Below are 11,342 nucleotides of genomic sequence, written 5' to 3'. Positions count from 1 at the left end.
TGCTCTTCCGATCTCGAGGCGGCGATCCAGGAGACGCTGAGAAAGGTTCGCCGGAACCGCACGACGCTGGTCGTCGCCCACAGGCTCTCCACCGTTGTCGACGCCGACGAGATCCTCGTCCTGCGCCAGGGGCGGATCGTCGAACGCGGCGCCCACACAGATCTGCTGGCGCTGGACGGCGAGTACGCCGCCCTGTGGCGCCGCCAGACCCGGGACGCCTAGCCGCTCACTCCGCGGGCGCGGGCGCGGGCGCGGGCGTCTCCGGGCCGCCTTGCGGGATCCGGACCCCTTCATAGGCCCGCCTCCGCGCCCGCAGGCCGACGCGACGCCGGATGGCGTCGAACACGGTGACGAACCTCTCCGCCATCACATTTGGCATGGCCAGCATCACCGGGGTGAGGATCAGCGTCAGGAGGGTGGCGAAGGACAGCCCCCAGACCACGGCCGCCGACAGCTGCACCCACTGGCCCGACCCCGGCGCCTGATACTCCAGGACCAGGTTGTGGAAATTCGGGTGAAACTGGAACATCAAGGGCAGAAGCCCGACGACTGTCACCAGCGTCGTCAGCATGACAGGACGGAACCGCTGGGCCGCCGACCGGACCGCCGCTTCGTGCGCGGAGTACCCGGCCCTCCGCAGCTGGTAGAAGCTGTCCACCAGGACGATGTTGTGCCCGACAACCACCCCCGCGAGGGCCACCACGCCCGTGCCCATCATGATGACCGAGATGTAGTTGAATGTGCCGGCGACATTGACCACCACCCCGAGAAGAACGCCGACAGTGGACAGCAGCACCGCAAAGAGGGTGACGGCCACGCCCCAGAAGCTGTTGAACTGCCACAACAGGATGATCATCATCATGAAGAGGGCGGCGAAGATCGCAGTGATGAAGAACAGCACGGCGGCCCGGCCCTCCTCGTCTGCGCCGGTGAATTTCCACTTCACGGAAGTATCCAAGGGCGCGGTCTCCAGCCACGGCCGGAGTTCCGCGATCTTCTGATTGGCCGCGACCCCTTCGGACACGTTGGCCTGGATGACCACGAGCCTCTGTCCGTCCCGGCGCTGGATCTGGGTGACCTGCTGGGCGGGCTGGCGGTCGACGAAGTAACTTGCAGGGACCGGGCCGAAGGGCGTGCCGATCTTGAGCGAATCCAGGGCGTCCATGTTGCGCCCGTCGGGTGTGAACCGGACCCGGATGTCCAGCTCGTCCTCCGCATCGTCCGGTCGGAACCGGCCTACGAGAACGCCTGTGGTCGTGTACTGGATCGCCTGCCCGACGGTCAGGACGTCAACGCCGAACCGCCCTGCGGCTTCACGGTCCACGGCCAGGTTCCATTCGATCCCGGGAGAGGTGCGGTTATCTTCCAGTTCGATGATCTGCGGGTCCTGGCTCAGCTTCGCCTTGATCAGGTCCGCCGCCGCGTTGATGGCTGCGGGGTTGTTGCTGCGGAGCTCGACCTGGATCGCCTTCCCGGTCGGCGGGCCCGCTTCCGGTTCACGGACTTCGGTCTCGATGCCGGGGATGTCAGCGACCCTCCGGCGCACTTCGGCCGCCAGTTCGCCGCCCTTCAATCCAAGGCGGACACGGTCCTCATACTTCAGGAACTCCACCTCCATCGTCCCGATGGTGTCGTTCGGAGCCCCGAACCTGCCGCCGCCAAAGGAGGATCCCGGGGTGTTGCCGCTCCGGACATAGAGCGCCCGCACTCCCTCCATACCCAGGACCCGCGCCTCGACCTGGCGCACCAGGTCGTCCTGCGCCTGGGCGTTCAGGTTTCCCCGGGCCTTCACATAGACCTGTACGCTTTCGGGGTCCTCATCCAGGAAGAACTCGACCCGGTGCGGCGTGCTCGCGAACCAGACGAGAATGCCGATGACGATCGCGAAGGTGGCGGCGAGCACTCGGAAAGGATGGTGCGACAGATAGTCCAGGGTCCGGGCGTACCAGCCCATGAACCCCTTCATTTCCTTGGGATCGCCCCGTTCTGACTTCTCGAGTTCGGCCAGTTCCTCGGCATCCGCCTTCCGTTCCTTCGCAAAGATGGAGCCGAGGGCGGGAGTGAAGATCAAGGCGATGAAGATCGAGGCCCCCAGAACAAAGAACAGCGTCAGGGGCAGGAAGCTCATGAACTTCCCGGGGATCGAGTTCCAGAACATGAAGGGGACGAAGGCGCAGAGGGTCGTGAGCGTCCCGTTGAGGACCGGCCAAAACATCCTCGTTCCAGCGACCGAGAAGGCCTCGAGCTTGCTCATGCCCTCAGCCATCTTCCGCTCGGCGTATTCGACCACCACGATGCCGCCGTCGACCAGTATGCCCACAGCCAGAACGAGGCCGAACATGACCATCTGGTTCAGTGTGACGTCGATGGCGTTCAGCATCATGAAGGCGATCGCGAAGCAGGCCGGGATCGCCATCCCGACCATGAGCCCCTGTCGCACCCCCAGGCTGGCGACGATGATCACCATCACCAGCAGGGTCGCCGACAACAGGCCGCCTTCCAGGATCAGGAGGGTCCGCTCGATGAACTCGGACTCATCGAAGGTGTAGTCGACCTTCACGGTCGAGGGCCATGCCTTGCTCTCGGCCTCCACGGTCTGGCGGACGGCCTTGACCGTATCCAGGACATTGGCCCCGGCCCGTTTGGAAACCAGGACCGAATAGGCGGCCTCGCCGTTGTAGCGGGCGATGAAGGTCGGATCCTTGAAGGTGCGGCGGACATCCCCGATGTCGCCTACGGTCACCAGCCGGTCGCCGTTCCGCTTGATGGGCAGGGACAGGATGTCTTCCGGCTTCTCGATGACGCCGGGCACCTTGACGGCGAACCGGCCGGATCCGGAGAGCATGTCCCCGGCTGGGACGAGCTGGTTGTTCCGGGCGATCACCTGGGCCAGTTCGCCGGAAGTGACCCTGTAGGTCTCCATGCGAACAGGATCGACGGTGACCTCCAGGAATTCCTCGCGCGCGCCCGAGATGTCCGCCTGCAGAACGCCGGGCAGGCTTTCCAGACGATCCCTGAGGGCGTTCGTGATCCTGACGAACTCCCGCTCCGGGGCCGCCCCGGACAGGACGATGCCGATCACCGGCTGGTCGGTGAAGTTCGCCTCCTGGACAATCGCCTCTTCCGCATCCGGCGGGAAGCGCCCGCGCGCCAGGTCCACCTTGGCGCGCACCTACTCCAGAGCCCGGTCCTTGTCGAAGTCGGGTTCGAACTCGAGGGTCACGAAGGCCGAGCCCTGCCTGGCGATGGCGTTCATCTGCCTGACGCCCTCGATAGACTGGAGGTTTGTCTCCAGAGGTCTGACCAGAAGCCTTTCGGAGTCCTCCGGGCTGACGCCGGGGTAGGGGACGATGATCGCCACAAAGGGCAGATCGATGTTCGGGTTCGCCTCCCGCGGCATGGTGTTGTAGGCGATCAGTCCAAAAATGGACGCGATCAGGGTGACGCCGAGGACGACCTTCCTGCGCTTGATCGCGCCTTCGATCAGCGCTCCGATCATGACGCACCTCCGCCGCGGGCCGGAGTCGCGACGACCTTCTGTCCCTCGGCGACATAGGACTGGCCGACCGTGATGATCCGCACGGCGCCCTTCAGGCCCGCCACCCAGGCGCCTGCCGCCGTCTCCTCGATGAGGGTCAGGGGTGCGAAACGGACAACGTTTCCGTCATCGACATAGCGCACACCCTGCCGGCCCGCGGAGTCGAGGACCAGGCTGGAGACCTGGATCAGGTGTGCGGGACCCTCTCCCGCGCTGACCCGGACATCGGCGCTGAGCCCTGACCGCGCGATCAGGCGCGGGTTCGCCGCTGAGATCTCCACCCGGTAGGTCCGGGTCTGCGGGTCTGCGTCCCGCGCAATGTAGCGGACCGTTCCGGTGAGGGTCTCCCCGGTGACCAGGGTGGCCACCGCCTCGGCGCCGACCTTGAACTTCCCGGCCTCGGTCTCCGGCAGGTCCGCCACCACCAACAGGGGGTTCAGCTCGATCAGGGTCCCGCAGGGCTGGCCCGGAGCCAGGTAGCTGCCCACTTCGGCGTCCCTGCGATCGAAGACGCCATCAAAGGGCGCCCGGATATTGGTCTGCTCGAGGGCGATCTCCGCCTGTCGAAGAGCCGCCCTCGCACTGTCGAGGTTCGCCTGGTCCTGAAGCACCTGGGTCGGCGACCGGTAGCCCCTTGCGGCAAGTTCCTCGGTCGCCTGGCGTGTGAGTTCACGAGAGCGGACCGCGGCGCGCGCCTGCGCCAGACTGGCCTCCCGGGCATCCACATTCAGGCGACAGAGAACCGTTCCGCGCTTCACAAACGCGCCTTCCATCGCCGGGGTCGCCGCAACGATCCCGGCTGTCTCGGACCGGACGCTGACTGTCCTGGCGGCCTCTGTCCGGCCACGGACCCGGACGCTGTAGGGATGAATGCCTTCAGGCGTCAAGGACACCTGGACCTGGGGCTGGTCACCGGTCTCGGGCGTGGCCGCCTTTGTCTCCTCGGCGGCGGTCTCCCGACCCATCCTGGCGTTGTGCAAAAGGGTCCCGGCCGTGAACACCAGAACCACCAGCACGACGATGCCGATCGCGAACTTATGGGCGGACGTCAGACGCATTCTCATCCCCGAAGCGTGAAGCCGTGCGGGGGTCGCCCGTGTTCGGGTCGACGGGTCCGCTTTGCGGCGCCTGTTGGCGCTGCCTGCTAATGATGGCAGACAACCAGCCAGACAAATGAATTCGCGGATAGGATTGCTGCAGTGCGGAAGATCCTTCCCGGACGTGTCTTTCAGGCAGCCCTGCTGGGTTCGGCCGGGCCCTCAGAAGCGGAGAATCGACATGCGCTACCTGCACACCATGGTCCGGGTCCGGGACCTGGAGGCTTCCCTCCGGTTCTACTGTGACCTTCTGGGACTCGAGGAGGTCTCCCGTAGCGAAAGCCCCCAGGGACGTTTCACCCTGGTCTTTCTCTGTGCGCCCGGGGACCGCGAGCTTGCCCGCGAGCGTCGGGCGCCGATGGTCGAGCTGACCTACAACTGGGACCCGGAAGATTATCAGGGAGGCCGCAATTTCGGCCATCTGGCTTACGCCGTCGATGACATCTACGCCGTCTGCGAGCGACTGCAGGCGGGGGGCGTCACGATCAGCCGCCCGCCCCGGGACGGCCGGATGGCCTTCGTCCGGTCACCGGACGGCATTTCCGTGGAACTGCTTCAGGCCGGAGCCGCCCTGGCGCCTTCCGAGCCCTGGGCCTCTCTGCCCAACGTCGGGGCGTGGTGAACTCACGCTATCGGTCTAGGTCATGGCGACCGCCCCAGGGGTCTGTCGCCGTCAGGCCATCAGGGCCAGGTTCGAGCCAGCCGGGACCGGCGGGAACCTTCCCGAACCCGCCGGGGATGTCGAGCACATAGGTCGGCTGGCAAAGACCTGAATAGCGCCCCCGCAGACCGCGGACCAGGGCCTGTCCCTCCTCGATCGACACCTGGAATCGGGAGGTCCCCGGAGCAGGGTCCGGATGGTGCAGGTAGTAGGGTCGCACACCCCGTTCGACCAGCGCGCGCATCAGTTCGCCCAGAACCTCGATTCGATCGTTGACGCCCTTCAGGAGCACGGTCTGGCTCAGAAGCTGGGCTCCGGCGCGGCCCAATCTGGCGAGGGCGGCGTCCGCCTCGGGCGTCAACTCGCGCGGGTGATTCACATGCACGCCGACCGCCAGGGTCAGGCGCGATCCGGACAGGGCCCGGACGAGCGCCGCACTCACCCGGGCGGGATCCGCCACCGGCAGGCGGGTGTGGACCCGCAGGATCCGGAGGTGAGGGATGTCCGCAAGCCGCGTGACCAGGTCCTTCAGCCGCCGGGGCGACAGGATCAGCGGATCGCCGCCGGTCAGGATCACTTCCCACACCTCGGGGCGCCCGGCGATGTAGGCGAGGGCGGCGTCAAGCTCATCGGGGGTCAGGCCGCCGGCGCCTCCGGGCCCGACCGCCTCCCGGCGGAAGCAGAACCGGCAGTAGACGGCGCAGGCGTGGGTGGCCGTCAGCAGAAGGCGATCCGGGTAGCGGTGCACGATCCCCTTCACCGGCGAGCGGACGGCGTCGCCGATCGGATCGGGATCCTCCCCCGCCGACAGTGTCAGCTCGGCCGGATCTGGCAGGTACTGCAGGCCAATGGGGTCGACGGGATCGGCCGGGTCGATCAGGGCGGCCACCGCGGGCGTCACTGCAATGGCGTAGCGGCGCGACACGGGCTCCAGGGCGGCGACGGCCGCCTCGTCCACCAGTCCGGCGGCGGCCAGGTCGGCCGGGGTGCGGAGGGTCCGGTTCATTGCGCCTTCGTCACAGGGGTCCAGAGGACATCTTCGATCGTCCGGGCGCCGGTGGCCAGCATGACCAGCCGGTCGAAGCCCAGGGCGGCGCCGGAGGCCTGTGGCATGAGCGCCAGGGCCGCCAGGAAGTCCTCGTCCAGGGGATAGCGCTCGCCGTAGATCCGCGCCTTCTCGTCCATTTCGGCCTCGAGCCGGCGCCTCTGTTCGGCGGGATCGGTCAGTTCGCCGAAGGCGTTGGCCAGCTCCACCCCGCAGGCATAGAGCTCGAAACGCTCCGAAACCCGGGGATCATGGGCGCACCGGCGGGCCAGGGCCGCCTCCGGGGCGGGGTACTCGCAAAGCAGGGTGGGCCGGACATCCCCGAGGGTCGGCTCGATGCGCTCCACCAGCACTCGGCTGAAGACGTCGCTCCAGGTGTCGTCCGGGGCCACGCGGATGCCGGCCTTCCTCGTAGCCTCCGACAGCGCGGGCCCGTCCCCGGCTCCGTCCGGATACAGGGTGGCGAGGAGGTCGATGCCGGCCCGGTCCTGGAAGGCCTGGGCCAGGGTCAGCCGCTGCGGCTCGGCGAAGGGATCGCATGTCCGGTCCCGCCAGGTCAGGGACGTCGTCCCCGCCGCCTCGGCCGCCAGGGCCAGAAGAGCGGCGCAGTCGTCCATCAGGACCTTCCAGTCTTCTCCAGCCCGATACCACTCCAGCATGGTGAACTCGGGATGGTGAAGGGGGCCGCGTTCCCGGTTCCGGAAGACCCGGGCGAAGTCGAAGATCCTCGTCTCGCCCGAGGCCAGCAGCTTCTTGCAGGCGAATTCCGGCGAGGTATGCAAATAGAGAGGCGAAGCGCCGCCCTGAAGGCTCAGGGCCTCGGTGGCGAAGGCGTGCAGGTGGGCCTCATTGCCTGGCGAGACCTGCAGGGCGGCGGCCTCCACCTCGGTGAAGCCGCGAGCTTCGAACCAGTCGCGGATGGCCCGCTTGATCCGCCCGCGGGCCTCCAGCCGGGGGCGACGGTCTGCGCGGCGGTCCGGGCTCCACCAGGGGGAGAGGGACGGAGGGGCAGGGCTCACGCGGGGCTCCGGAAGGGTGGCTGCGGCTGCTCGCCGCTCAACGGTGACTGGCGAAGCGGGCGGCGATGGGTTAGGTCCGCGCCATCGCCGCGCTTCGGCCGGCTCCTATAGGCTCGAGGAACAATCACGTGAAGGTCGCCGCAAGTTCGCTTCGCAAGGGCGCCGTCGTCGACATGGACGGCAAACTCTATGTCGTCCTGACCGCCGAGAACATCCATCCCGGCAAGGGCACGCCCGTCACCCAGCTCAACATGCGCCGCATTTCCGATGGCGTGAAGGTGTCCGAGCGCTGGCGCACGACCGAGCAGGTCGAGCGCGCCTTCGTGGACGACCGCCCCTACACCTTCCTCTACCAGGACGGCGAGGGCTTCCACTTCATGAACCCCGAGAGCTACGAGCAGGTCGTCGCCGGTGAGGACGTGGTCGGCGATTCCGCCCAGTGGCTGCAGGACGGCATGACCGTGACCCTCTCCACCCACGAGGGCGTGCCCATCGCCCTGGAACTGCCGCGCACGGTGACCTTCGAGATCACCGAGACCGAGCCGGCGGTGAAGAACCAGACCGCATCCTCGTCCTACAAGCCCGCCATCCTGTCGAACGGTGCGCGGATCATGGTGCCGCCCTACATCGCCGCGGGCACCCGGGTGGTGATCCTGACCGAGGACGGCTCCTACCAGGAACGCGCCAAGGACTGAGGCGCGCGCGCCGGGCCCCGCCGACATGGAAGGTTTCGACGTCGTCGTGATCGGGGCTGGCGCGGCGGGCATGATGTGCGCCGCCGAGGTCGCCTTGCGCGGGCGTCGGGTGCTCGTGCTGGACCACGCCCGGGCGCCGGGGGAAAAGATCCGCATCTCCGGCGGCGGCCGGTGCAACTTCACCAACCTCGGGGTCCATCCCTCCCGCTTCCTGTCGGACAATCCCCGCTTCTGCATCTCGGCCCTCAGCCGCTACACGCCGGCGGACTTCATCGCCCTGCTCGATCGCGCCGGGATTGCCTGGCGTGAGCGCACCCTGGGCCAGCTCTTCCTCGAGGGCTCGGCGCGGCAGGTGGTCGACCTGCTGGTCCGCCGCATGACGGAAGCCGGCGCGGAACTCCGCCTTTCCACGCCCGTGCGCGATCTCGTCCGTCTTGAGGCCGGCTTTCGTCTCACCCTGGACTCCGGGGAGATCACCGCCGCCCGGGTGGTGCTGGCCACCGGGGGCAAGTCGATCCCGAAGATGGGCGCCACCGGCTACGCCCTCGACGTCGCCCGGGGATTCGGCCTCGCCCTGGTCGAGCCCCGGGCGGGCCTCGTGCCCTTCACTCTCGCGCCTGACATGCTGGAGCGCCTCTCGCCCCTGGCCGGCGTGTCGACCCCGGCGCGGGTGATGGCCGGGGGAACCGCCTTCGACGAGTCCCTCCTTTTCACCCACCGCGGCCTCTCGGGACCCGCCGTCCTCCAGGCCTCGTCCTACTGGCGGGAAGGTGAAGCGGTGGAGGTCGACCTCGCGCCCGGTGTCGACCTTCTGGCTCGGCTCAAGGTCGAGCGCGGCAGGGCCGGTCGCCAGTCGCCGGGCGCCTTCCTGTCGGACCTCCTGCCGGCCCGCCTCGCCCGCACCCTGGCCGAGGGCGCCGGTTCGCCGCCCCGGCTGGGGGACTGCAACGATGCCGCCCTGTCCCGCCTTGCGGCTTCGGTGAACGCCTGGACCTTCCGCCCCGCCGGCACCGAGGGCTACAGGACCGCCGAGGTCATGCTGGGCGGGGTCGACACCCGCGAGCTGGATAGCCGCACCTTCGAGGCCCGCGCCGTGCCCGGCCTGCACATCATCGGCGAGGCGGTGGACGTCACCGGCTGGCTCGGCGGCTACAACTTCCAGTGGGCCTGGGCCAGCGGCTGGGCGGCGGGGCAGGCGGTCTAGAGGCGGTTGCGTCCGGAATTGGCGCAGGAGGGGTCTACCCAGGGCCCCTGTGACGCGCCGTCGCGCCGGGAGTTCGCCTTGAGCCGAGACAACCTTGCCATCGCCCTCGTCCTGGGGGTCCCGCTGCTGGTCGGTCTGGCCATCGGGGTCGTGGCCGGCGCCAACCTTCCCTACCGGATCGCCCAGCATGCGCCGCGGCCGCTTCCCGCCCTGTGGGAAAGAATGGGTGAGACCCCCGGGACAACGGGCCCCGAATGGGCGGTCTCGCGCAACACCCAGCAGAAGGTCTATCCGCCTCCCACCGAGGAGCTGACCCGGGTCCTCGCCTACGAGTTCTTCGTGCACTTTGAGCAGGAAGGGATGTCGGGGCTAACGGCTCGCCTTCAGAATTGCTTCAATGTGTACGAGGCCGTCCCGTCCGTGCGAAGCCGCGCCCTCCTGATGCGCTGCACCGTGATGGACCACGCCGTGACCCGCTTCGATGCGCTCTTCAGGGCGAACTTCGCATCCCCAGGAGCGGCGGTCCCGCCCTCCTTCTATCCCTTCCTGGCGGAGGAGACTGTTCGCGCACGCCGGGCCTACACGGCCCAGGTCCTTTTCGGTGGCGACCGAAAGGCCCAGGCCGTGGCCATGGCGCCGGCGGTGGGCCTCATATTCTCGGAGTTGATGCGCTTCCGCGGGGAGAGGTCCAACGCCCTCGCCTCGCGTCCGTCCTCGTCGCTCCCACCCCTGAAGACAGGCCCGGCGACGCTCCCGGGCTGATCCGAACCCGGCGGGAGCGGCTCTCAATGGCTCCTCCAATGAGGAGCTGTCGGCAAGGCCGACTGAGGGGGTCAATGGCCTCTCGGCAGACCCCCTCCGGCCCGCTTCGCGGTCCACCTCCCCCTCAAGAGGTGGAGGAATTCCAATAACTTAATTGCTCCCCCAAGGCGAAGCCCGGCGAGGGGGCAGGGGAGGCCCCTAGCCCTCCGCCAGGGCCTCGTCGGAGACGAAGGGGTTGGTCTGGCGCTCGCGGCCGAAGGTGGACATGGGGCCGTGGCCGGGCACGAAGGCCACATCCTCGCCCAGGGGCCAGAGCTTCCCCGTAATGGCGGCGATCAGCTGCGGATAGCTGCCGCCCGGGAAGTCCGTGCGGCCGATGGAGCCCTGGAACAGGACGTCCCCGACCTGGGCGAAGCGGGCCTCGCGATGGAAGAAGACCACATGCCCGGGGGTATGGCCGGGGCAGTGGAAGACCTCGAACTCGGTCTCGCCCAGGGTCACCCGGTCGCCGTCGTCCAGCCAGCGGTCCGGCTCGAAGGACCGGGCGTCGGGCATGCCGTAGCGGGCGCCGGACTCCGGGATGCCGGCGATCAGGGGGGCGTCATCCCGGTGCGGCCCCTCGATGATCGCCCCGGTCAGGGCCTTGAGCTCCGCCGTGGCCCCGGCGTGGTCCAGGTGGCCGTGGGTGATCCAGATCTTCTCCAGCGTCAGGCCATGTTGGGCGAGGCCTCCCATCAGGCGCTGGACCTCGCCGCCAGGATCGATCACCGCCGCCTTCAGGGTCTTGGCGCACCAGACGATGGTGCAGTTCTGCTGAAGCGGGGTGACGGGCGCGATGACGGCGCGGATGGGCGGCTGGCTCATGTCCCTATCTTCGACGCGGGGCGACGATTTGCAAGGGCGGGCGCCGGGTGCAGCCCTTGGCCCCCTTCGCAGCTGGGGCTAGACCGACGTCATGTTGCCCGTCGAAGAGGTCCTGACGTCCCTTCTCGAGGCCCTCGGGGCCCGGGGCGCCGCCGTCCTGGCCGCGCCCGCCATTCCGCGCGCGCAAGCCACCGCCGTCCGCTGGGGCGAGATGCTGGCGCCCACCCATCCGCAGGTCCAGATGATCGACCGCATCGCGGCCGAAGTCCGCGAGAAAACGTCGGGGCGCATCGATATCCAGTCGTTCCCGAACGGCCAGCTCGGTTCGGGCCGCGACATGATGGAAGCGGTTTCGGCAGGCGCTTTGCAGATCACGACCGACGGGGCCGGAGCGCTTGCGGCATTGCTGCCTGCCTTGTCGGTCATCGAAGCGCCCTATCTGTGGCGCGACGCCGCG

General features: G+C 68.3%; 9 protein-coding genes and 2 pseudogenes. 6 read left to right on the top strand and 5 right to left on the bottom strand.

Going from position 1 to position 11,342, the window contains the following annotated elements:
• Window positions 1-222 (top strand): annotated as a pseudogene (locus INE98_RS13000) (metal ABC transporter permease); the annotation flags it as partial.
• A gap of 4 nt (window positions 223-226) precedes the next feature.
• Here INE98_RS13000 and INE98_RS12995 read toward each other — a convergent pair.
• Both INE98_RS12995 and INE98_RS12990 read right to left on the bottom strand, forming a co-directional pair.
• Window positions 227-3,499 (bottom strand): annotated as a pseudogene (locus tag INE98_RS12995) (efflux RND transporter permease subunit).
• Window positions 3,496-4,596 carry an efflux RND transporter periplasmic adaptor subunit gene (locus tag INE98_RS12990; protein WP_293539393.1) on the bottom strand — a complete coding sequence of 367 codons (1,101 nt, stop codon included), beginning with the start codon at window positions 4,594-4,596 and terminating at the stop codon, window positions 3,496-3,498. Before INE98_RS12990 ends, INE98_RS12995 begins: the two are co-directional and overlap by 4 nt.
• A 220-nt stretch (window positions 4,597-4,816) precedes the next feature.
• Between INE98_RS12990 and INE98_RS12985 the strand changes: the two genes are divergently transcribed.
• Entirely contained in the window at window positions 4,817-5,257 is a 441-nt protein-coding gene (locus INE98_RS12985; protein ID WP_293539391.1) for a VOC family protein, read from the top strand.
• Window positions 5,258-5,264: 7 nt separating this feature from the next.
• Here INE98_RS12985 and INE98_RS12980 read toward each other — a convergent pair whose 3' ends face one another.
• Complete coding sequence (locus INE98_RS12980) at window positions 5,265-6,302, bottom strand: lysine-2,3-aminomutase-like protein (RefSeq protein WP_293539389.1); 1,038 nt, start codon at window positions 6,300-6,302, stop codon at window positions 5,265-5,267.
• The gene (gene epmA / locus INE98_RS12975) at window positions 6,299-7,360 is read right to left on the bottom strand and encodes an EF-P lysine aminoacylase EpmA (RefSeq protein ID WP_293539387.1); all 1,062 of its coding nucleotides are present in this window, start codon (window positions 7,358-7,360) and stop codon (window positions 6,299-6,301) included. The genes INE98_RS12980 and epmA overlap by 4 nt, the downstream gene beginning before the upstream one ends.
• A 128-nt stretch (window positions 7,361-7,488) precedes the next feature.
• Between epmA and efp the strand changes: the two genes are divergently transcribed.
• The 3 genes from efp to INE98_RS12960 all read left to right on the top strand — a co-directional run bounded on the left by efp (window position 7,489) and on the right by INE98_RS12960 (window position 10,021).
• On the top strand, window positions 7,489-8,055 hold the full coding sequence (efp, locus tag INE98_RS12970; RefSeq protein WP_293539386.1) for an elongation factor P: 567 nt from the start codon (window positions 7,489-7,491) through the stop codon (window positions 8,053-8,055).
• Window positions 8,056-8,080: 25 nt separating this feature from the next.
• Window positions 8,081-9,259, top strand: a complete 1,179-nt coding sequence (locus tag INE98_RS12965; protein ID WP_293539384.1) for an NAD(P)/FAD-dependent oxidoreductase — start codon at window positions 8,081-8,083, stop codon at window positions 9,257-9,259.
• Window positions 9,260-9,337: 78 nt separating this feature from the next.
• The gene (locus tag INE98_RS12960) at window positions 9,338-10,021 is read left to right on the top strand and encodes a hypothetical protein (protein WP_293539382.1); all 684 of its coding nucleotides are present in this window, start codon (window positions 9,338-9,340) and stop codon (window positions 10,019-10,021) included.
• 198 nt (window positions 10,022-10,219) lie between these two features.
• On the opposite strand, the gene INE98_RS12955 is transcribed toward INE98_RS12960, so the two are convergent.
• The gene (locus INE98_RS12955; RefSeq protein WP_293539381.1) at window positions 10,220-10,885 is read right to left on the bottom strand and encodes an MBL fold metallo-hydrolase; all 666 of its coding nucleotides are present in this window, start codon (window positions 10,883-10,885) and stop codon (window positions 10,220-10,222) included.
• Window positions 10,886-10,979: 94 nt separating this feature from the next.
• Here INE98_RS12955 and dctP point away from each other — a divergent pair.
• Window positions 10,980-11,342: TRAP transporter substrate-binding protein DctP (dctP, locus tag INE98_RS12950; RefSeq protein WP_293539379.1), on the top strand; the 363-nt coding region annotated here is incomplete at its 3' end.

It is taken from the genome of Phenylobacterium sp., from assembly GCF_020253645.1.
Lineage (GTDB): Bacteria > Pseudomonadota > Alphaproteobacteria > Caulobacterales > Caulobacteraceae > Phenylobacterium.
The sequence above is the reverse complement of the archived record's forward strand: the minus strand, read 5'-3'. Positions and strand labels throughout refer to the sequence as shown.

Bases quoted from the DNA above. Each gene is read 5' to 3' on its own strand.
- INE98_RS12990 (WP_293539393.1), bottom strand. From the start codon at position 4,596: ATGCGTCTGACGTCCGCCCATAAGTTCGCGATCGGCATCGTCGTGCTG.
- INE98_RS12985 (WP_293539391.1), top strand. From the start codon at position 4,817: ATGCGCTACCTGCACACCATGGTCCGGGTCCGGGACCTGGAGGCTTCC.
- INE98_RS12980 (WP_293539389.1), bottom strand. From the start codon at position 6,302: ATGAACCGGACCCTCCGCACCCCGGCCGACCTGGCCGCCGCCGGACTG.
- INE98_RS12965 (WP_293539384.1), top strand. From the start codon at position 8,081: ATGGAAGGTTTCGACGTCGTCGTGATCGGGGCTGGCGCGGCGGGCATG.
- INE98_RS12955 (WP_293539381.1), bottom strand. From the start codon at position 10,885: ATGAGCCAGCCGCCCATCCGCGCCGTCATCGCGCCCGTCACCCCGCTT.